The sequence below is a fragment of the Pseudodonghicola xiamenensis DSM 18339 genome, assembly GCF_000429365.1.
GTDB classification, from domain to species: domain Bacteria; phylum Pseudomonadota; class Alphaproteobacteria; order Rhodobacterales; family Rhodobacteraceae; genus Pseudodonghicola; species Pseudodonghicola xiamenensis.
Genome location: NZ_AUBS01000001.1, coordinates 79,526 through 101,015 on the forward strand (window position 1 = coordinate 79,526; position 21,490 = coordinate 101,015).

Annotated in this window: 18 protein-coding genes; 13 read left to right on the top strand and 5 right to left on the bottom strand. The window is 63.3% G+C overall.

The window, feature by feature from the left end; all coding sequences use genetic code 11:
• Positions 1 to 9: 9 nt before the first annotated feature.
• On the bottom strand, positions 10 to 1,974 hold the full coding sequence (gene acs / locus G455_RS0100380) for an acetate--CoA ligase (protein WP_028091856.1): 1,965 nt from the start codon (positions 1,972 to 1,974) through the stop codon (positions 10 to 12).
• Positions 1,975 to 2,441: 467 nt separating this feature from the next.
• Between acs and G455_RS0100385 the strand changes: the two genes are divergently transcribed.
• The 3 genes from G455_RS0100385 (at position 2,442) to G455_RS0100395 (ending at position 4,340) form a co-directional block, all read left to right on the top strand.
• Entirely contained in the window at positions 2,442 to 2,867 is a 426-nt protein-coding gene (locus G455_RS0100385; RefSeq protein WP_028091857.1) for a GlcG/HbpS family heme-binding protein, read from the top strand.
• Positions 2,868 to 3,012: 145 nt separating this feature from the next.
• Positions 3,013 to 3,792: a gamma-glutamyl-gamma-aminobutyrate hydrolase family protein gene (locus tag G455_RS0100390; protein ID WP_028091858.1), complete on the top strand. Its 780-nt coding sequence runs from the start codon at positions 3,013 to 3,015 to the stop codon at positions 3,790 to 3,792.
• Positions 3,780 to 4,340, top strand: coding sequence for a flavodoxin domain-containing protein (locus tag G455_RS0100395; protein WP_229861696.1), 561 nt, complete (start codon positions 3,780 to 3,782; stop codon positions 4,338 to 4,340). Before G455_RS0100390 ends, G455_RS0100395 begins: the two co-directional genes overlap by 13 nt.
• 353 nt (positions 4,341 to 4,693) lie before the next feature.
• On the opposite strand, the gene G455_RS0100405 is transcribed toward G455_RS0100395, so the two are convergent.
• Positions 4,694 to 5,446 (bottom strand): SDR family NAD(P)-dependent oxidoreductase, encoded by a 753-nt coding sequence (locus G455_RS0100405; protein ID WP_028091860.1) that lies wholly within the window; start codon positions 5,444 to 5,446, stop codon positions 4,694 to 4,696.
• A gap of 225 nt (positions 5,447 to 5,671) precedes the next feature.
• Here G455_RS0100405 and G455_RS0100410 point away from each other — a divergent pair, with 225 nt between their 5' ends.
• The 6 genes from G455_RS0100410 to G455_RS0100435 all read left to right on the top strand — a co-directional run bounded on the left by G455_RS0100410 (position 5,672) and on the right by G455_RS0100435 (position 11,883).
• Positions 5,672 to 6,121: a methyltransferase family protein gene (locus tag G455_RS0100410; RefSeq protein WP_028091861.1), complete on the top strand. Its 450-nt coding sequence runs from the start codon at positions 5,672 to 5,674 to the stop codon at positions 6,119 to 6,121.
• A 130-nt stretch (positions 6,122 to 6,251) separates the two neighbouring features.
• A complete protein-coding gene (locus tag G455_RS0100415) occupies positions 6,252 to 7,823 on the top strand; it encodes a Re/Si-specific NAD(P)(+) transhydrogenase subunit alpha (protein ID WP_028091862.1) in 1,572 nt (523 codons plus the stop codon).
• 15 nt (positions 7,824 to 7,838) lie between these two features.
• Positions 7,839 to 9,272: an NAD(P)(+) transhydrogenase (Re/Si-specific) subunit beta gene (locus tag G455_RS0100420; RefSeq protein ID WP_028091863.1), complete on the top strand. Its 1,434-nt coding sequence runs from the start codon at positions 7,839 to 7,841 to the stop codon at positions 9,270 to 9,272.
• 463 nt (positions 9,273 to 9,735) lie between these two features.
• Positions 9,736 to 10,116 carry a MerR family transcriptional regulator gene (locus tag G455_RS0100425; protein WP_028091864.1) on the top strand — a complete coding sequence of 127 codons (381 nt, stop codon included), beginning with the start codon at positions 9,736 to 9,738 and terminating at the stop codon, positions 10,114 to 10,116.
• A complete protein-coding gene (locus G455_RS0100430; protein WP_028091865.1) occupies positions 10,109 to 10,483 on the top strand; it encodes a carboxymuconolactone decarboxylase family protein in 375 nt (124 codons plus the stop codon). The genes G455_RS0100425 and G455_RS0100430 overlap by 8 nt, the downstream gene beginning before the upstream one ends.
• A gap of 104 nt (positions 10,484 to 10,587) precedes the next feature.
• Positions 10,588 to 11,883, top strand: coding sequence for a DUF3422 family protein (locus G455_RS0100435; protein WP_028091866.1), 1,296 nt, complete (start codon positions 10,588 to 10,590; stop codon positions 11,881 to 11,883).
• Between the two features lie 77 nt (positions 11,884 to 11,960).
• Here the strand turns inward: G455_RS0100435 and G455_RS0100440 are convergent, their stop codons facing one another.
• The 3 genes from G455_RS0100440 to G455_RS0100450 form a co-directional block, all read right to left on the bottom strand.
• Positions 11,961 to 12,932 carry an ABC transporter permease gene (locus G455_RS0100440; protein WP_028091867.1) on the bottom strand — a complete coding sequence of 324 codons (972 nt, stop codon included), beginning with the start codon at positions 12,930 to 12,932 and terminating at the stop codon, positions 11,961 to 11,963.
• Entirely contained in the window at positions 12,925 to 13,932 is a 1,008-nt protein-coding gene (locus tag G455_RS0100445) for an ABC transporter permease (RefSeq protein WP_028091868.1), read from the bottom strand. The genes G455_RS0100440 and G455_RS0100445 overlap by 8 nt, the downstream gene beginning before the upstream one ends.
• Positions 13,933 to 14,026: 94 nt before the next feature.
• A complete protein-coding gene (locus G455_RS0100450) occupies positions 14,027 to 15,727 on the bottom strand; it encodes a peptide ABC transporter substrate-binding protein (protein WP_028091869.1) in 1,701 nt (566 codons plus the stop codon).
• Positions 15,728 to 16,001: 274 nt separating this feature from the next.
• On the opposite strand from G455_RS0100450, the gene G455_RS0100455 reads away from it, so the two are divergent.
• From G455_RS0100455 to G455_RS0100470, 4 genes are all read left to right on the top strand, one after another.
• Complete coding sequence (locus G455_RS0100455) at positions 16,002 to 17,822, top strand: ABC transporter ATP-binding protein (RefSeq protein WP_028091870.1); 1,821 nt, start codon at positions 16,002 to 16,004, stop codon at positions 17,820 to 17,822.
• An 80-nt stretch (positions 17,823 to 17,902) separates the two neighbouring features.
• Positions 17,903 to 19,069 (top strand): acetylornithine deacetylase, encoded by a 1,167-nt coding sequence (gene argE, locus G455_RS0100460; RefSeq protein WP_028091871.1) that lies wholly within the window; start codon positions 17,903 to 17,905, stop codon positions 19,067 to 19,069.
• Position 19,070: 1 nt separating this feature from the next.
• The gene (locus G455_RS0100465; protein WP_028091872.1) at positions 19,071 to 20,237 is read left to right on the top strand and encodes a M20 aminoacylase family protein; all 1,167 of its coding nucleotides are present in this window, start codon (positions 19,071 to 19,073) and stop codon (positions 20,235 to 20,237) included.
• A 45-nt stretch (positions 20,238 to 20,282) separates the two neighbouring features.
• Positions 20,283 to 21,446, top strand: coding sequence for a M20 aminoacylase family protein (locus G455_RS0100470; RefSeq protein ID WP_028091873.1), 1,164 nt, complete (start codon positions 20,283 to 20,285; stop codon positions 21,444 to 21,446).
• The last annotated feature ends 44 nt before the right edge of the window (positions 21,447 to 21,490 follow it).

Genomic DNA, 21,490 nt, shown 5'->3' on the forward strand with positions numbered 1-21,490 from the left:
ATGCCGTCCTCACGTGTTCGCACGATTGGCGATCAGATCGTCGACAACGGACGGATCGGCCAAGGTGGAGGTGTCGCCGAGTGAGCCGAAATCGTTTTCGGCGATCTTGCGCAGGATGCGGCGCATGATCTTGCCCGAGCGGGTCTTCGGCAGGCCCGGTGCCCATTGGATCACGTCGGGGCTGGCGATCGGGCCAATCTCGGTGCGGACCCAGTTGCGCAGCTCCTTCTTCAGCTCGTCCGACGGCTCCTGTTCATGCATCAGGGTGACATAACAGTAGATGCCCTGACCCTTGATCTCATGCGGGTAACCGACCACGGCCGCCTCGGCCACGGCGACATGGGCCACCAGCGCGCTTTCGACCTCGGCGGTGCCCATCCGATGGCCCGAGACGTTGATCACGTCATCGACCCGGCCGGTGATCCAGTAATCGCCATCCTCGTCGCGGCGGCAGCCGTCGCCCGAGAAGTAATAGCCCTTGTAATCGGCGAAATAGGTCTTTTCGAACCGCTCGTGATCGCCCCAGACGGTGCGCATCTGGCCCGGCCAGCTGTCGCGTAGACACAGAACGCCCTCGGTGGGAGATTCAGGGATTTCCTCGCCCGACTGCGGGTCCAGAACCACCGGCTGCACGCCGAAGAAGGGTTTCATCGCCGCCCCGGGCTTCAGTGCATGGGCGCCGGGCAGGGGGGTCAGCAGATGGCCGCCGGTTTCGGTCTGCCACCAGGTGTCGACGATCGGACATTTTCCCTTGCCGACCACCTCGTGATACCAGGTCCAGGCCTCGGGGTTGATCGGCTCGCCGACCGAGCCCAGCAGCCGCAGGCTGGAGAGATCGCATTTGCTGACGAATTCGTCGCCCTGGCCCATCAGCGCGCGGATCGCGGTGGGGGCGGTATAGAATTGGGTGACCTTGTGCTTCTCGCAGACCTGCCAGAAGCGCGAGGCATCCGGGTAGGTCGGCACGCCTTCGAACATCAGCGTGGTGGCGCCATTGGCCAAGGGGCCATAGACGATATAGCTGTGGCCGGTGACCCACCCCACGTCTGCGGTGCACCAGTAAACATCTCCCTCGTGATAATCGAAGGTGATCTCATGGGTCATCGCGGCATAGAGCAGATAGCCGCCCGAGGTATGCACGACCCCCTTCGGCTGTCCGGTGGAGCCGGAGGTATAGAGGATGAACAGCGGATCTTCGGCGTTCACCTCGACCGGGCGGGAGTAGTCGTTGGCCTCCAGCACCATCTCGTTATAGTCGAAATCGCGGTCGGCGATCCAGGTGGTCTGGTCGCCGGTACGCTTGACCACAAGGCATTTCACCGTGTCCTTGCAATGCAGCAACGCTGCATCGGCGTTCGATTTCAGCGGCGTCTTGCGGCCGCCGCGCGGGGCGTGGTCGGCGGTGATCACCAGCTTGGCATCGCAGCCGTTGATGCGTGCGGCTAGCGCATCGGGCGAAAAGCCGGCGAAGACGATGGAATGGATCGCCCCGATCCGGGCGCAGGCCAGCATGGCATAGGCGGCCTCGGGGATCATCGGCAGATAGATCACCACCCGGTCGCCCTTGCGCACGCCCAAGGTCTCAAGGATGTTGGCCATCCGGCACACCCGGCGGTGCAGCTGGGCATAGGTGATGTATTCGGCCGGCTCGTCGGGATTGTCGGGCTCGAAGATAATCGCCGTCTGATCGGCGCGGGTTGCCAGGTGACGGTCCAGGCAGTTGGCAGACACGTTCAGGGTGCCGTCGCCGAACCATTCGATATGCACATTGCCAAGTTCGAAACTGGTGTTCTTGACCTGGCTGTAGGGCTTGATCCAATCGAGCCGCTTGCCCTGTTCGCCCCAGAAGGCTTCGGGATCATTGACCGAAGCGGCATACATTTCCTGATATTTCGCGGCATCCACATGGGCACGGGCAACGGTATCGGATGCAGGCGGAAAAACCCGGATCTCCGGGTGCGCAGGACTATTCATGTCAGGCTCCTCCCTCTGACTGTCTTCAATTCGAACTCTATCGCAGAGTGAGCTGCGAGGCGTCGAATATCGTCTCTCCTCGCCTCATAATACCGGGTATTGAAAATATTGAAATAAGCTTCGGTAATAAAAGGGTTTATTTGTAAATCTATTTCTGTATTGAAACGTTGTTTGTCAATTTTCTGGCGATTTTTGTGAAAAAACTGTTTTTTGATAGTGGGTTGCAAGTCAACTGAATTGCCTCTGTTTCGGGGCATCGACGGTGCCGCAGCGCGGGATCGGCAAGATGTGCGTGGGGTTTCTCAAGGTCGCAGGAGGGTCTTGCGACAGGCCGGGATGAACACGTTTGCGTGAGTCGGTGGCCGGGCCACCGGCGGTCCACCTTGGTTTGGGGGCGTGCGCTTCGCCTTTCTCCCGGATGGGATCTGTGCGACCAAAGGGTGGTTGCAGCTTTCGGGAGAAATGGAATGAATATCAGCCTCGATCAGGCGCGGGTGATCATCGCCGCGGCCCTTGCGGCGGCGCGGGCGCAGGAGATGCGGCCATTGTCGGTGGTGGTGTTGGATGCCGGCGGTCATGTAATCGCCTTCGAGCGCGAGGATGGTGCGCCTCCGGGACGGTTCGCTGTCGCCCAGGGCAAGGCTCACGGTGCGGTGATGATGGGCATGGGGGGACGCAAGCAGATGGCCAGGGCCGAGGCGCAGCCCTATTTCATGTTGGCGCTGAACGGGGCCTATGGCGGCAAGCTGGTGCCGGTGCCGGGCGGGATTCTGGTGCGTGACACCGATGGCCAGGTTGTCGGCGCCGTCGGGGTGAGTGGCGAGACCTCGGACAATGATGCCAGCATCGGTCTGATCGGAGTCGCTGCCGCCGGTCTGCTGGGCGAGGATTAAGCGACCGGTGGGGCGGTGCAGGCTGGGATTTGCCCGTTTCTTGTGCGGATGGGCACAACCGGTTGCGCCGTGGCGCAGGGGCGGACTGTTGCGGCGTTACGCCTCACTTTATATCTAGCAATGGAGACATTGGAGATATTTCCCTATGGCGCGCCCTGTTGTCGGCATCATCAGCAATTCTTTCCTGCTCAATGACAGCTATCCCGCACATGCTGGCGGGACGATGAATTTCGAGGCGGTGTCCGGGGTTGCCGATTGCGCTGCAATGCTGATCGCCGCCGATCCCCGGTTTTCCCCGGTCGAGGAACTGCTCGAGCTGTGCGACGGCTTCCTGCTGACTGGCGGGCGCCCCAATGTGCACCCCGCCGAATATGGCGAGGAGGAGACCCCGGCGCATGGTGATTTCGACCGGGCGCGCGATGCGGTCACCCTGCCGCTGGTGCGTGCCTGTGTCGAGCGTGGCCAGCCGTTCCTGGGCATCTGTCGTGGCTTTCAAGAGGTCAACGTCGCCATGGGCGGCTCGCTGTATCCCGAAATCCGCGATCTACCGGGGCGGATGAACCACCGGATGCCTCCGGATGGCACCATAGAAGAGAAATTCGCCCTGCGTCACCGGGTGCGCTTTGTCGAGGGGGGGGCCTTTCATCGGTTGCTCGGGGCCACTGAGGTGATGACCAACACCCTGCACGGTCAGGGGGTGAAGCGCGCGGGCGAGCGGATCGTGGTCGAGGGCTGGGCCCCCGATGGCACCCCCGAGGCGATCCGGGTCCGCGATGCCAAGGGCTTTACCATGGCCGTGCAATGGCACCCCGAATGGGACGCGTCGAACGATCCGGTCTCGCGCCCGCTGTTCACGGCCTTCGGTCAGGCGGTGCATGATTGGGCCGCGGCGAAGCAGGTTCAGCCGCTGAAGTGCAGCGCCTGAGCGAGACCGGGCAGGCTGCGCCCCGGCGTATCCTGATCTCCTATGCCAGCACCGACGGCCAGACGCGCAAGATTTGCCGTTTCGCAGCCGAACAGTTGATCGCCCAGGGACGAAGCGTTGAAATGTTGCCGGTCGGGGATGCGGCTGAGATCGCGCTGGCGGCTTTCGATGCGGCGATCCTGGCGGGATCGGTGCATCTGGGCCGGTTGCAACCCGAATTGTCCGATTTCTGCGCCGAGCACGCCGGTACGCTGAACCGGATGCCGACATTGCTTCTTGTCGTCTCGCTTGCCGCCGCCGGCAGCGATCCGGCAGAACGTGCGGAGCTGGATCGGATCGCTGACAGGTTCACCTCCGCAGCCGGCTGGCGGCCCGACCGGGTGGAACATATCGCCGGTGCCTTTCGGTTCAGTGCCTATGGTCCTCTGCGCCGCTTGGCGATGCGTTGGATCGCCTGGCACAAGGGGCAGCGGGTGGCACGGGGGCAGGACCGCGAATATACCGACTGGGCGGGCTTGGCGGCGCTGCTCAAGGGCTGGCCTGGCTAGATCATCAGATCGAAATTCGGCGGCAGCGGCCGCCGGCGCGGTCGAGGGCCGGTCAGACTGAGTATCGCGTTGCCAAGGGCGGCCATGGTCGGCGGCGTGCCCGGTCGCGGGCGTTGGCGATCTGGTCAAGGCGGGGAGGTGCTGCTGACGGGGGTCTATGCCTCATGGTGCGCGCGGGCTGGGGAGCGGCCTGACCGCTGCGCCGGTGGTTCTCGCGGCAAGGCTGAGCTCAGCGCGGAAGGGATCAGGAGGACGGGACCGGGTTCCCCCGGCCATCAGCCGCGTGTCGATCAGTTTGCAGCGTCGATCAGGGCCGGGCAGACGCCACGCCGAGCGCGCGGCGCCTGCGGGGCTCAGATCTGGCCGCCGGCGATTTCGATGCACTGGCCGTTGATGCTTTGCGAGCCGGGGCCGACCAGCCACAGGGCGGCGGCGGCAACCTCTTCCGGTTCGATCAGGCGGCGGTGGCGGTTCTCGTTCACCATCATGTCGCGCGCCTTGTCGGCGCTCAACCCGGTGCGCTGGGCGATGGTCTCGGTATTGCGGGTGACGATCGGGGTGTCGACATAGCCCGGGCAGATCGCGTTGAAGGTGAAACCGGTGCCGAGATAATCCTCGGACAGCGACCGGGTCAGCCCGATCAGCCCGTGTTTCGAGGCCGAATAGCCGGCGGCGCCCTTCAGCCCGTGCAGCCCGGCGATCGAGGCCACGGTGATGACCCGGCCCCAATCGGTCTGCACCATGCCGCGCAGGCTTTCCCGGATGGTCAGGAAGGCGCCGTCGAGGTTGGTGGCCATGATGTTGCGCCACATCTCGAGCGAGGTCTTGTGCAGTGCGCGGCCCTCGGCGATGCCGGCATTGGCGACGCAGATCTGGATCGGGCCGCGGGCCTCGACGGCGGCGGCGATGGTGGCGACGACCTCGTCTTCCGAGCGCACGTCCATTGCCATGCCGGTCATATTGGCGCCGGCAACCTGGTCCAGCACCTCTTGCCGGCGTCCGGTGATGGTGACCTGAGCCCCCTGAGCCGCCAGCGCCTGGGCGATCGCCAGGCCGATCCCGGTGCCGCCACCGGTGACGAGCGCGTGTTTTCCTGTCAGTGTCATCTGAAATCCTCCCTTGAGCGGGGGCAGACTAGTCACTGGAGGGTGTGGCGCAAGAAGCGTCGTACCGTCACTTCGTCAGACGATGCTGCATTTTGCCGTAAGCGGTTTTGACCGTCATGGAAAGCGGCTATGATGGTGAGGAACGTGTTGGCGACGAGAGGCGAGCGTGCAAATTTCTTCGAAGAAATTTGTCAAGATTTTTGAAAAAATCTTGGGGGATCAATGATGCGGTGGCTCGATGTGCCGCCGGTTTGGCTGTTGGCCTGCGCCGTTCTGGCCTGGGCGCAGGGCCGGTTCCTGAGCCTGGGTCTGGGCTTCGGCGGGACTTGGGCTCAGCTTCTCGGCGGGCTTCTGGTCGGGGCCGGTCTGTTGCTGATGCTGCTTGCCGTGCATGAGCTGCGCCGTCAGCGTACCACGGTCCTGCCGCATCGGACCCCTGACAGGTTGGTGCAATCGAGCATCTACAGCCGCAGCCGCAACCCGATCTATCTGGGCGACGTGTTGCTGCTGGCCGGGCTGGTCCTGCGGTTCGACGCGGTTCTGGCGCTGCCGCTGATCCCGATCCTGACCTGGGTGCTGGAGCGGCGTTTTGTCATTCCGGAAGAGAACCGTATGCGGCGCAAATATCGGGCGGAGTTCGCGCGATACGAACAGAAGGTACGCAGATGGGTGTAGCTCATATGTACCAAATGATTGGACGATCTTATGCTGCGCTTGCGAAATTTTCTTGCGCAGGATAGGTGACGAATTTGCAATCAATACTCAAGTCGCGCCCCGAGGAGGGCGGTAGAGGGGGACTGAATAGGTGAAAATAGGGACACCGAAGGAAATCTACGAGGGCGAGGCGCGGGTCGCGATGACGCCTGACTCGGCTTTGCAATTGCAGAAGCTGGGGTATGACTGCGCCATCGAAACCGGGGCCGGCGCGGCTGCGGGGTTTTCGGACGCGGCCTATGAAGCGGCCGGGGTCGAGATCGTCAAAACCGCGGCGGCGCTGTGGAAAGAGGCGGATATCATCGCCAAGGTGCGGCAACCGTCCGAGACCGAGCTGAAGCGGTTGAGCGGCGACAAGACGCTGATTTCCTTCTTCAATCCGGGCGGCAACGCCGAGGGGCTGGAACTGGCGAAAGCCAAGGGCGCCTCGGTCATCGCGATGGAGATGGTGCCGCGGATTTCCCGCGCGCAGAAGATGGACGCGCTGAGCTCGATGGCCAATATCGCCGGCTATCGCGCGGTGATCGAGGCCGGCAACAACTTCGGTCGCTTCTTCACCGGTCAGATCACCGCCGCGGGCAAGGTGCCGCCGGCGAAGGTTCTGGTTGTGGGGGCGGGCGTCGCCGGTCTGGCCGCCATCGGCACCTCGACCTCTCTGGGGGCTGTGACCTATGCCTTCGACGTGCGCCCCGAAGTGGCCGAGCAGGTCGAATCGATGGGCGCCGAATTCGTCTATCTCGACTTCGAGGAAAAGCAGCAGGACGGTGCCGCCACCGGTGGTTATGCCTCGGTCTCCAGCCCCGAATTCCATGCCGCCCAGCTCAAGAAATTCCGCGAGCTGGCGCCTGAGGTCGATATCGTCATCACCACCGCGCTGATCCCCAACCGCGAGGCGCCGGAACTGTGGACCGAGGACATGGTGCAGGCCATGAAACCGGGCTCGGTGATTGTCGATCTGGCGGCCGAGAAGGGTGGCAACTGCAAGCTGACGGTCAAGGACGAGAAGATCGTCACCGACAACGGCGTCACCATCATCGGCTATACCGACTTCCCCAGCCGGATGGCGACCCAGGCTTCGACGCTCTATGCCACCAACATCCGTCACATGATGACAGACCTGACCCCCGAGAAGGACGGTCAGATCGTGCACAACATGGAAGACGACGTGATCCGTGGCGCCACCGTCACCCATGAGGGCGAGATCACCTTCCCGCCGCCGCCGCCGAAAGTGCAGGCGATCGCGGCACAGAAGCAGGAAAAGCCCAAGGAACTGACGCCGGAAGAGATCAAGGCGCAGGAGGCCGCGGCCTTCAAGGCGCAGACCAAGACGCAGGTGACCCTGCTGGTGGTTGGTGCGGTGTTGCTGCTGGGCGTGGGTCTGATCGCCCCGGCCAGCTTCATGCAGCATTTCATCGTCTTCGTGCTGTCGGTCTTTATCGGCTTCCAGGTGATCTGGAATGTCAGCCATTCGCTGCATACGCCGCTGATGGCCGTGACCAACGCCATCTCCTCGATCATCATTCTGGGGGCGCTGATGCAGATCGGCTCGGGCTCCTGGCTGGTGATCGTCCTTGCCGCCCTGTCGGTCTTCATGGCCGGGATCAACATCTTCGGTGGCTTCCTCGTGACGCGGCGCATGCTCGCCATGTTCCAGAAATCGTAAAGGGAGGTGGAGACAATGGACTTCGGATTCACCACGGCGGCCTATGTGGTCGCAGCCGTCCTGTTCATCCTCTCGCTTGGGGGGCTGTCGGGGCAGGAAAGCGCCAAGCGTGCCGTCTGGTACGGCATATCGGGCATGGCGCTGGCGGTTTTCGCCACGCTGATCGGGCCGGGCTCCGGCCTGTGGCTGCTGTCGTTGATCCTGATCGCGGGCGGCGGGATCATCGGCTATTTCGTCGCCAAGCGGGTGCAGATGACGGAAATGCCGCAGCTTGTGGCTGCCATGCACTCCCTGGTCGGTCTGGCGGCGGTCTTCGTCGGCTTCAACGCCCATATCGAGGCCGCACGGATCGCCACCATGACCCCCGAGGCGCGCGAGGCGCTGACCGGTTTCGCGGCACTCGTCGCGCATAAGAGCCCGGTCGAGCTTAGCATCCTCAAGGTCGAGTTGTTCCTGGGCGTGTTCATCGGCGCGGTGACCTTCACCGGCTCGGTCATCGCCTTTGGCAAGCTGGCGGGCAAGGTGACCTCGAAGGCGACCAAGCTTCCTGGCGGTCACATGCTGAACGCGGCGTCGGCCATCCTCTCGGTCATCCTGCTGATCATGTACATGAACGGTGCCGGCGGCTGGACCCTGATCGTGATGACGCTGCTGGCCTTCTTCATCGGCTATCACCTGATCATGGGCATCGGCGGCGCCGACATGCCGGTGGTGGTGTCGATGCTGAACAGCTATTCGGGCTGGGCCGCGGCGGCGATCGGCTTTTCGCTGGGCAACGATCTGCTGATCGTGGTCGGCGCGCTGGTCGGTTCCTCGGGCGCGATCCTGAGCTACATCATGTGCAAGGCGATGAACCGCTCCTTCGTCAGCGTCATCCTCGGCGGCTTCGGTGGCACCACCGGCCCGGCGATGGAGGTCGAGGGCGAGCAGGTTGCGATCGACGCCGAAGGCGTGGCGGCCGCGTTGAGCGAAGCCGACAGCGTGATCATCGTGCCGGGCTATGGCATGGCGGTGGCGCAGGCGCAGAACGCTGTTTCCGACCTGACCCGCAAGTTGCGCGGGTTGGGCAAGAACGTGCGCTTTGCGATCCACCCGGTGGCGGGTCGTCTGCCCGGGCACATGAACGTGCTTCTGGCCGAGGCGCGGGTGCCCTATGACATCGTGATGGAGATGGACGAGATCAACGACGACTTTCCGGATACGGATGTGGTCATCGTGATCGGCTCGAACGACATCGTGAACCCAGCCGCGCAGGAAGATCCTAATAGCCCGATCGCCGGCATGCCGGTGCTCGAGGTCTGGAAGGCGAAACAGGTCTTCGTGTCGAAGCGTGGTCAGGGCACTGGCTATTCGGGAATCGAAAACCCGCTGTTCTACAAGGAGAACACGCGGATGCTCTACGGCGACGCCAAGGACAGCGTCGACAAGCTGATCCCGCTGATCGACTAAGCGATCAGCTGCCTTGCCGGGCGTGCTTTTCCAGCGCGCCCAGCAGGAACGGCAGACCATGGCGAGGCAGAACTTGCCTTGGTCTGGTCCCCGGCTATCGCCGCCTTGGGTACAGGCCCGGTCGCAAGACCGGGCCTGTGTCATCTCCGCGGAAAGCATTCGCGGCGGGGGCGCCGCCGTCGTCTCTGGCGGGCCGATTGGGTCCTCCCCTTGACCGCGCGAGCTTGTGCGCAGCCCTGAGGGAGGGAAGGCGCTTTTCTTTCCTCACCTTTCTCCCCCTTTTTCGGCCCCATGCCCGGACGTAAGGCCGCGTCGGCCAGCCTCTCATGTCTCGGCCTGCGGGGGCCTTGCTCTGCGCTGCTTCCGACCGGGGGGATTTTTTTCTGACATCGCAAAAACGGCTTGAGCTGGAGTGCACTCCAGCCCGTAAGCTTGGAACGACTCAGACAGAAAGGGGCACGTGATGAAGATTTCCGAACTGTCGAAACGCTCGGGTCTCAGCATCGACACGCTGCGGTTCTATGAAAAGATTGGGCTGATCGAGCCGCCGCCGCGCGATGATGCCGGTCGGCGCGATTACCCCGAGGCGGTGCTGGGGTGGATCCGCTTTCTCGATCAGCTCAACGCCACCGGCATGAAACAGGCCGATCGTATCCGCTATGCCCGGCTGCGGGCCGAGGGGCCGGCCACCTATGCAGAACGCCGCGCCATGCTCGAGACGCATCGCACCGAGATCGCCCGCCGCCTGGCGGAGCTGGAAGAGACGCTCGCGTTGATGGACCGCAAGGTCGCCCATTACCGCGCGCTGGAAGACGAGACACAGAAGGAGACGACGAATGTCTGACGCATTGCAAAAGGGCCGCGACCTGCTGGCCGAGATGAACCCGGGGCTCGAGGCCGCCCTGGCCAGCCGCTATGACGCGACCATCCCCGACATGGCCGAAACCCTGGTCGAATGGGCCTATGGCCGGCAATACGCGCGCGAGGGGCTTGATTTGCGCACTCGCCAGCTTTGCACCGTGGCGGCACTGACCGCGATGGGTGGGCAAACCGGACCGCAACTGAAAGTGAATATCGAACACGCGCTGGCCGCCGGCGCCAATGAACGCGAGGTGCTCGAAGTGATCTGGCAGATGGCGATCTATGGCGGGATGCCGGCAGCGATCAACGGTCTGAACGCGGCGATCGAGGTTTTCGACCGGGCCGCCTGACTGGATGTATACGGTGGTATTCCGGTAACTATTTGAAATATAAAAAGAGTTTTGAAATTTGGGCGGCAGGCGTATAACGGGGCTTCTCTGATGGAGTCCCTGCCATGCCGCCCTTTGAAGATCATCCGCTGCGCTATGCTCTTGCGAACGAGCTGCACGCACGTCCGTTTCCGGTTGTTTGTCCGCCGGCGACGATTGTCTATCTGGCGATCAAGCAGCCCGATCAGGCGGTCAGCCGTGATCGCGGTGCCGATCTGGCCCATCTGGCCGAATTGCTGGACCGGCACGGCGCGCCGCGTCCGCAGCCCGGGGCCACGCACTATTCGGGACAGATCGGGCGGCATATGCTGAAATGGGAGCAGCATACCGAATTCGTCACCTATACCGCGATTTGCGAGGGGACCGGTGAACGCCCCTTCGATCCGGCGGATTTCGCGGTCTTTCCACAGGACTGGCTGGATCACGCGCCGGGGCAGCGGATCACTGCCGTCAGTATCCGGGTCTGCGAGCGGCCCGATGATGCTGGGATCAATGCGGCGCTCGCAGACTGGTTCGTTGCCGAAAGTACTGCGGTGGGCCGTGTGCTGGACGATGCCGCCGTTGCCGCCGGCGATTTCCGTATCGACCCCGCCGGCATCATGCGCTTTGCCCTTTTCGTGAACGCGGGGACCGGCCCGCGCCGGGTCGGGCGGGTGGTGCAGCGGCTGTGCGAGATCGAGACCTACAAGGCGATGTCGATGCTGGGATTCTCCCGCGCCAGGGAATTGGCACCGCAGATCGACGGGCTCGACGCGCGGTTACTTGACCTGATGACGGACATGACGGTGAGCGCCAGCCCTGCAGAGCGGACCCTGACCGGATTGTTGTCGATCTCGACCGAGCTGGAGACATTGGCGGCGCGCAGCGCTTTTCGTTTCGGGGCCACCGGTGCCTATGAGGCGATCGTGACCCAGCGCATTGCATCCCTGCGCGAGGCGCGGTTTCAGGGGCGGCAGAGTTTTGTGGATTTCATGCAGCGCCGCTATGAACCCGCGATGCGGACGGTGAAATCCTCCGAGCGGCGGCTGCAGGCCCTGGCGGATCGCGCCATGCGGGCGGGCGAACTGTTGCGAACCCGGGTGGATGTGGAGCGCAGCGCGCAGAACCAGGCACTTCTGGCCAGTATGGACCGGCGCTCTGACCAGTCGCTGCGTCTCCAGCATACGGTCGAGGGGCTGTCTGTGGTGGCGATCAGCTATTACGCGGTCTCGCTGGCCTCCTATCTGCTCTACCCGGTGGCGGCAGTAAGCGGTCTCAGCAAGGGGGGGCTGACGGCGGCGCTGGTGCTGCCGGTTGTCGGGGCGGTCTGGGCCGGGGTGCGGCGGGTGCGGCGGCGGCTCGAGGGCGGCGCCGGTCACTAGGGTATCGGGGCAGGGCAAACGAAAACCGCCGCCCCTTGGGGCGGCGGCGGCGGTCTGTCTTTCTGCATCGGGATGGATCAGCGGCCGCGAATGCGCGGATCGAGCGCATCGCGCAGACCATCGCCCAGGTAGTTGACGCTGAGCACGGTGAGCGAGATCGCCAGACCCGGCCAGAACACCCGCTCGGGGTATTGCTGCAGATAGTCGGTGGCATCGAACAGCAAACGGCCCCAGGTGGGGAAATCCGGCGGGAAGCCGAGGCCCAGAAAGCTGAGCGAGCTTTCGGTGATGATCGCGGTGGCGATCCCCAGCGTGGCCGAGACCATGATCGGCGACAGCACGTTGGGCAGGATGTGGCGCAGGATCATCTTGGTGTTGGTGGTGCCGATCGACCGGGCGGCCAGCACGAACTCGCGCTCCTTGATCGCCAGCACGTCGCCCCGCACGATCCGTGCGGTGGGCATCCAACTGGTCACCCCGATCGAGACGACGATCAGGATGAAGATGCCCTGCTCGGGCCCGAATGCGGCGTTCAGCGGATCGCGGAACAGCAGCATCATCACCAGCAGCAGCGGCAACAGAGGCAGCGCCAGGAACAGATCGGTCAGCCGCATCAACAGCCCGTCGAGCCGTTTGAAAAAGCCCGCCAGCACGCCTACCAGCGATCCCAGCCCCAGTGCCAGCAGCATCGCGGTGATGCCGACCGAGACCGAGGTCTTGCCGCCCGCCATCATCCGCGAAAACGTATCGCGGCCAAGCTGGTCGGTGCCGAAGGGATGTGCCAGGCTTGGGCCCTGGTTGCGAGCGCGGATGTCGATCTTGGTGGGGTCGAGATCCCACAGCAGCGGCCCCAGATAGACCCAGAGGATGATCACCAGGAACAGCAGCCCGCCATAAAGCGCGCCCTTGTGGCTCTTGAACTGATGCCAGACCTCGCGCCACTGGCTTTGCGGCGGTTTGGTGAACTCTTCCAAGGTACCGGCAGCCGGCACCGCGGTCGAGGCCGGAGCGAGCCCCTCGTCGGGAACCAGGCGGTCTTTGTCAGTCATAACGGATCCTCGGGTCAAGCAGGCCATAGAGCACGTCTGCGATCAGGTTGAACAGCACGATAAGCACCGCGAAGATGAAGGTCAGCGTCTGTACCATCGGCAGGTCGTTGGCCTGGATGGCGCCGATCAGCAACTGGCCGATGCCATTCACCTTGAACACCTGTTCGGTGATGATCGCACCGCCGAAGATCGACGGCACCCCCAGCGCGATGACGGTGACCACCGGGATCATCGAATTGCGCAGGACGTGAACCAGCACCACCGCCCTTTCGCCAAGGCCCTTGGCGCGGGCGGTGCGGACGTAATCCTGATTGAGATTGTCCAGCATCGAGGCGCGCATGAAGCGGCTGATCTGGGCGGTGATCTGCAATGCGAGCACCATCACCGGCATGATCATCTGCCTGAGCTGGATCATGAAGCTGTCCCAGTCGACGACCTTGTGGGTGGTGTCATAGATCGAGGGGAACCAACCCAGATTGACCGAGAAGACGACGATCACCAGCACGCCCGAGAAGAAAGGCGGCACCGAAAAGCCGATCATCGACACGAATGTGCCGGTCTGGTCGAACCAGGAATATTGCCGATAGGCGGAATAGATCCCGATCGGCAGCGCGATCAGCACGCCGACGACATAGGCGGTGCCGACCACCCAAAGGGTCTGGGGAATGCGCTGGATCACGATATCCATCACCGGGCTGCGGGTCTGCCAGGAGATCACCCGCAGATCGCCGGCCGAAAAGCTGGTCCCGAAGATATGATCGACCAGCACCTGGGGTTCGATCCAGAAGAACTGGACCAGCCATTTCCAGAACCGGATATGTGCCGGTTGGCCAAGCCCCAGTGCCTCGCGCATTTTTTCTTTGACTTCCGGCGGCACGGTGAGGGGGACCTGGGCCATCGGATCACCCGGAGCGAATTCCAGCAAAAGGAACAGCACCAGGCTGATAAACAAGAGTGTCGGCACGGCAAGAACCAGGCGCCGGACGGTGAAGGTGAGCATGGATATTACACCCTAAATCCAAGCCGCCCCCTGAGAGGGGGCAGCCCTGCAAGAGAGAACAGCCCCGGCAAGGCCAGGGCTGTCGTTGACCGTATCACTTGATGCGATACCAGTCGGCTGCATTCCAGAGTTCGGAGTCCCAAGTATTCAACTTGACCCCACCCAGGGTGTTGGAATGCGCCGACACACGGCCCCGGTCGACCAGCGGAACGATGGTATAGCTGTCCTTGGTCAGCATTTCGTTCAGGCGGATGGCGATTTCACCGCGCTTTTCCAGCTCCCCGGTGCGGGCCAGCTCGTCCAAGAGCTTGTCGTATTCCGGATCGCAAAAGCGGTTGATGTTTTCGCCCTGCCATTGGCTGGAGGGTTTCGGTTCGTTGCCGCAGCGATACATCGACAGATAGGCCTGCGGGTCGGTGCCGTCGAAGTTGTTGGCGTACATCTCGACGTCGGCATAGAATTTCTGGAAGGTATCAGGCGAGCCCGGGTCCCCACCGAAGAAGACCGATCCGGAGATGTTACGCAGCTCGGTCTCGACACCGATTTCGCTCCACCATTGCTTGATCAGCGCCTGGAAGTCCTGGCGCACGGCGTTGGTCGAGGTCTGATACAGCAGCTTCAGCTTCATGCCGTCCTTTTCGCGCACGCCGCCGGCGCCCACTTTCCAGCCGGCCTCTTCCAGCAGCGCCTTGGCGCCTTCGATGTCCTGGGTCAGACAGTCGGTGTTCGGCGAGGCATAGCGCGCCGGAGCCGGCACCAGGTTGCAGGTGGCCCGTCCGGCCTGACCATAGCCGATCTCGGTCAGAAGATTGCGGTCGATCGCCATCGACAGCGCCTTGCGCACGCGCAGATCGCTCAGGATCGGGTGCGGTGCCTCGCGGGTGGCGCGAATGTCATCGGGCAACGAGGACGACGGATCGGTCAGGTTCATCTCGATGCGTTCGACCAGCGTGCCAAAGGCCGAAACCGGGACGCCCTTGCCGGCCGCAGCCATCTGCGCGATCACCTCGGGTGCCAGCTGCAGGTTCCAGGCATAATCGTATTCGCCGGTTTCCAGCACCGCGCGACCGGCTGCGGTGGCATCACCGCCGCCCTTGAAATTCACCTTGGCAAAGGCAGGCTTGGCCGGATCGCGATAGTTGGGGTTGGCCGACAGGGTGATCACGTCATTGGGACGGAATTCATCCACCACGAAGGGACCGGTGCCGATCGGGGCAAAGTTGGCCTCGGTGCATTCGGGGGCCTTGGCGCCCAGGCAGTTCTGGAACTGGGCCTTTTGCAGGATCGGCGACTGGGCGCCCATGAAGGGGCCATAGGGGTTCGGCATCGGACGTTCGAAGGTGACCTTCACGGTCAGATCGTCCAGCGCCTCAACCGATTTGACGCCGTCGTATTTCGACAACTGCGCGCAGCCGCCTTCGGGATGCATGCAGTATTCGGCGGTGAAGACCGGGTCGGCCGAGGTGACGGGGCTGCCGTCAGACCATTTCAGGCCAGGTTTCAGTTTCCAGGTGATCGAGGTCAGATCGGCGCTGACGCCACCGTTTTCGACTGTTGGGATTTCTTCCGCCAGAAAGGGGACGAGATTGCCGTCCGGATCGTAGCGGCCCAGCGGTTCGAGCACCAGAGAAGAGGCTTCGATATCCTTGGTGCCGCCAGACAGATAGGGCGTCATGATCGACGGCGCCTGCCAGTAAATGATATTGACGGTGCCGTCGCTGCCTCGTTCTGCCATGGCGGCGGGCGCCAGGGCGGTCGAGGCAATAGCCCCGAGCAATAGGGATTTGATCTTCATTCTACACTCCATGCTGGACACCTTGATGTGTCACTTGGGCCGCTGATAAAAGCGGGTGCTTTTGGTTCCGTCACGTCAAACAAGTAATTGGGACTCAAGGCAAACATCCAGTTCGGATCGTGCCGGAGAAAACCCGCCGTGACGAATACCTGACCATCGAAACAAAGTTTGAGAAAAAAGCAAGCCTTGCGGCGACGAAATTCTGTTCCGGGGTTTGACACCGGCGGCTCCAGCGCCTTAGCGTCGATCAATAAAGATAAAGAGGGGAGTTGTCGTGCTGGACAACCCGATTGCCCGGATCGAAGGGCTTCGCGTCGAATTCGAAACCAAGGATGGCCCCGTTGTCGGGGTTGAGGATGTATCGTTCTCCGTCAATCCCGGCGAAACCGTCTGCATTGTCGGTGAATCGGGGTCGGGCAAATCTGTCTCGTCCCTGTCGCTGATGCGGCTGGTGGAATTCGGCGGCGGAGAGATTGCTGCCGGGCGCCTAATTTTTGATCGCCGTGATGGGGGGGCGACCGATCTCGCCCGGGCCGATCAGGACTTGATGCGCCATATTCGCGGCAATGAGATCGGCATGATCTTTCAGGAGCCGATGACGGCGCTGAACCCGGTGTTCACCGTGGGCCGGCAGCTGACCGAAGGGCTGCGGGTGCACAAAGGCATGACCAAGGCCGAGGCCCGCGACCGGGCGGTGGAGATTCTGAGAGAGGTGCGGATCCCGGAGCCGGAACGGCGGATGGATCAATATCCGCACGAACTGTCGGGCGGCATGCGCCAGCGGGTGGTCATCGCCATGGCGATGGCCTGCGAACCGCGTTTGCTGATCGCCGATGAACCGACGACGGCGCTGGATGTGACCATCCAGGCCGAAATCCTGGCCCTGATGGACCGGCTCAAGCGCGAGACCGGGACGGCAGTGATGTTCATCACCCACGACATGGCGGTGGTGGCACAGATGGCAGACCGGGTCGTCGTCATGTTCCGCGGCAACAAGGTCGAAGAAGGTCCGGTCGAGCAGATCTTCGAAAGCCCGCAGCACGACTATACCAAGGCGCTTCTGGCCGCGGTGCCGAAGCTGGGCGAGATGCGCGGAAAAGCCGCGCCCGAGCCGATGAAGCTGATGGGCGTCGAGAATCAGAAGATCGAACCGATCCCTGGCACCGATGAGGTGTTGCTGCGGGTTAAAGGGCTGACCACGCGCTTTGCGGTCAAGGGCGGGTTCTTCCGTCGCACCGTCGCCAATGTCCATGCGGTGGAAGATGTCTCCTTCACGCTCAACAAGGGGCAGACGCTCAGCCTGGTGGGTGAATCAGGTTGCGGTAAGTCGAGCTGTGGCAGGTCTGTGTTGCGGCTGGTCGAACCGCTCTCGGGCGAGATCGAGCTTGATCGCAAGGACATCATGTCCTTGAACGACCGTGACCTGCGCAAGGCGCGGCTCGACATGCAGATGATCTTCCAGGATCCCTTCGCCTCGCTCAATCCGCAGATGCAGCTGATGGATCAGGTGGCCGAACCGATGCGCAACTATGGCATTGCCTCAGGGTCGGAGATTCAGGATCGCGTCGCCTCGCTGTTCGACCGGGTGCAATTGCCGCGCAGTTTCATGCGCCGCTTCCCGCACGAGATGTCGGGCGGACAACGCCAGCGGATCGCCATCGCGCGTGCATTGGCGCTCAATCCCAAGCTGATCGTGTCGGACGAGGCGGTCTCGGCGCTCGATGTCTCGGTGCAGGCGCAGGTGCTGAACTTGATGATGGAGCTGCAGGCGGAACTGGGGCTGTCCTATCTCTTCATCAGTCACGACATGGCGGTGGTCGAACGGGTCAGCCACCATGTCGGGGTGATGTATCTGGGCCGGATCGTCGAGATGGGGCCGCGCGCTGCGGTCTTCGAAAATCCGCAGCACCCCTATACCCAGGCGCTGATGAAGGCGGTGCCGATCGCCGACCCGCATCGCCGCAAGGCTGAGAAGGATCTGAATTTCAAACCGATCCCGTCGCCTATTCATTCACCGGACTATCGGCCCGAACCCTCGGTTTATAACGAGGTTGCGCCGGGTCATCTGGTGCTGGTCACCGACAGCGGCTATTGAACCATGCGATCCGGGCCGGAGGCCGGGGCGCGATCGCGCCTCTCCCTGGCCCGGGATTTCCCCTACCGAACGGATCCCCGATGCCGACCCGATTGACCCCGCGCCAGATCCTCACCCAATTGGTGAGTTTTCCCACCGTCAGCCGCGACAGCAACCTTCCTCTGATCGACTGGGTCGAGGAATATCTGGCCAGCCACGACATCACTGCCCACCGCCACTATAACGAAGATGGCGAAAAGGCCGCGCTTTTCGCCCATGTCGGTCCTTGGGAGGAGGGCGCCGTGGTGCTCTCTGGCCATACCGACGTGGTCCCTGTCGACGGCCAGCCCTGGACCGATGATCCCTTCGTTCTGACCGAACGTGACGGCAAGCTCTATGGCCGCGGCGCCGCCGATATGAAGGGCTTCGATGCCCTGGCGATCTGGGCGCTGGTCGAGGCACAGGCGCGCGGCGTAAACCGTCCGCTGCAGATCGCGCTGAGCTATGACGAGGAGATCGGCTGCACCGGGGCGCCGCCGATGATCGAGGCGATGCAGAAGGTGCTGCCCAAGGGCTCGGCCGCCATCATCGGTGAGCCGTCGATGATGAAGGCGGTGACCGGTCACAAATCGGGCAACGGCTATTGGATCGACGTCTGGGGGCATGAGGTTCACAGTTCGATCCTGAATACCGGCGTGAATGCGATCATGGAGGCGGCCAGGATCATCGCCTGGGAAAACGAGGTCAACGCCGAGCAGAGGGTCAAGACCCCGACGCCGATCGCGGCGATGTTCACCCCGCCCTGGACCACGCTGCACACCGGGCTGATCGAAGGCGGCACGGCGGCCAATATCACTGCCAAACATTGCCGGTTCGACTTCGGCGTTCGTGCCGTGCCCGATGAAACGCTGGATGACTGGCATCTTCGCCTGATGGCCAAGGTGGCCGAGGTCGAGGCGGGGATGAAGGCGGTGGTGCCGGAGACCCGGATCGAGGTGACCGAACGATTCTCGGTTCCCGGGCTGCGGCCCGAAACCGAAGGCGAGGCCGAAGAGTTCATCCGCCAGGTCACCGGTGACAATGCCACCCATGTGGTCAGCTATGGCACCGAGGCCGGGCATTTCCAGTTCGCCGGCTATTCGGCGGCGGTCTGCGGACCGGGCGATATCGCCCAGGCGCATCAGCCCGACGAATTCATCACTATCGCCCAATTCGAGGCCGGCACCGCCTTCATGGACCGCCTCGTCACCCGTCTGCAGGAGGTCTGAGATGCCGATCAAGAACCGGCTGGCAGAGATGCACACAGAAATCACCGGCTGGCGCCGCCATCTGCACGAGAACCCCGAGCTGGAATTCGACTGCCAGAACACTGCCGCCTTCGTGGTCGACCGGCTGCGCGATTTCGGCATCACCGATATCACCACCGGCGTCGGTCAATCCGGGGTGGTGGCGCGGATCGAGGGCAAATCCAATGCCTCGGGCCGGGTGATCGGGCTGCGCGCCGATATGGACGCGTTGCCGATCCTAGAGGCGACTGGCAAGGATTATGCCTCGAAGACGCCGGGAAAGATGCATGCCTGCGGGCATGACGGCCATACCGCGATTTTGCTGGGTGCTGCCAAATACCTGGCCGAGACGCGCAATTTCGACGGCACCGTGGTGCTGATCTTCCAGCCGGCCGAGGAGAACGGCGGTGGCGGTCGCGCCATGTGCCGCGACGGGCTGATGGATCGTTGGGGCATTCAGGAGGTCTATGGGCTGCACAACATGCCCGGCCTGCCCGAGGGCGCCTTTGCCATGCGGCCCGGCGCCCTGATGGCCTCGACCGACCAGTTCGAGATCACCCTGACCGGACGCGGTGGCCATGCCGCGGCGCCGCATCAGGCGATCGACACCAATCTTGCCGCAGCCCAGGTGGTGGTGGCGCTGCAATCCATTGCCTCGCGCAACGTCAATCCGCTGGATCACGTCGTGGTCTCGGTCTGCACACTGCGCTCGGATACCGAGGCGTTCAACGTCATCCCGCAGACGGTGTTGCTGCGCGGCACGGTGCGGGCGCTGTCGAACGAGGTGCGCGATCTGGCACAGGAGCGTCTGACCAGGCTCGCGGCCTCCACGGCCGAAGCCTATGGCTGTGTGGCCGAGATCGACTATCTGCGCGATTACCCGGTCACCGTGAACGACGCCGACAGCGTCGAGATCGCTGCCGAGGTGGCGGAGATGGTGACGCCCGAGGTTGACCGCGACACGCCGCCGATCATGGCCGGGGAAGATTTCTCCTTCATGCTGGAGGAACGTCCGGGCGCCTATGTCTTCCTGGGCATCGGCGACAGCCCGGGGCTGCACCATGCGAAATATGATTTCAACGATGCGGTGATCCCGGTGGGGTGCAGCTGGTTCGCCGAACTGGTCGAGCGCCGGATGCCGGCGGCCTGATCACGCGCCCACTGCAACGACACCGAATGCAACAACACTGACGTCATGCCGATCAAGAACCGTATCGCCGAGCTTCACGATGAGATCGCCGCCTGGCGGCGGGATATCCACCAGCACCCGGAACTGTTGTACGACACGCCCCGCACTTCGGCGCTGGTTGTCGAAAAGCTGACTGAGGTGGGCTGTGACGAGGTTGTCACCGGCATCGGCAAGAGCGGGGTGGTCGGTGTGATCAGGGGCAAGGCCACCGGCTCGGGCCGGGTGATCGGGCTGCGCGCCGATATGGACGCGCTGCCGATCTTCGAGGCGACCGGGCTGCCCTATGCCTCGAAGGTGCCGGGCAAGATGCATGCCTGCGGTCATGACGGCCACACCGCCATGCTGCTGGGCGCCGCGAAATACCTGGCCGAGACGCGCAATTTCGATGGCACCGTGGTGCTGATCTTCCAGCCGGCGGAAGAGGGCGGCAAGGGCGGGCTGGCCATGTGCCGCGACGGGATGATGGACCGCTGGGGCATTCAGGAGGTCTATGCCATCCACAATCTGCCGGGGCTGCCGGCGGGAGCGATGGCGATCCGTCCGGGGCCGCTTCTGGCGTCGGTCGACACTTTCACGATCCAGCTGCAGGGGCAGGGCGGCCATGCCGCCGATCCGCATGTAACCGTGGATCCCACGCTGATGATGGCACATGTGATCCTGGCCTTGCAGTCGGTGATCGCGCGCAATGCCGATCCGGTGCAGCAGGGGGTGCTGTCGGTGACCTCGGCAGTGACCGGATCGACCGCCTATAACGTGATCCCGGGCCGGGCAGAGCTGCGTGGCACCGTGCGCACCCATGATGCCGAGCTGCGGAGCCAGATCGAATGCCGGCTGAACCAGATCGTCGAGGGGATCGCCGCCAGTTTCGGCGGCAGTGCCGAGGTGATCTATGAGCGTGGCGTGCCGGTCACGGTGAACGCCGAGGCGCAGACCGGCTTTGCCGCCGAGGCGGCGCGGGTGGTGACCGGGGATTGCGGGCTGGTGGCACTGGGCATGGCAGGGGAGGATTTCTCCTTCATGCTGGAGGAACGTCCGGGCGCGATGATCAACCTGGGCAACGGGGCGGGTCCTGACCTGCATCACCCGGGGTATGACTTCAACGACGATATCCTGCCGGTGGGCTGTAGCTGGTTTGTCGAGTTGGTCGAACGGCGGATGCCCGCGGGCTGAGCGGCGCAGGGGAACAATCAGCCCCATCGCCGACCGATCAATGA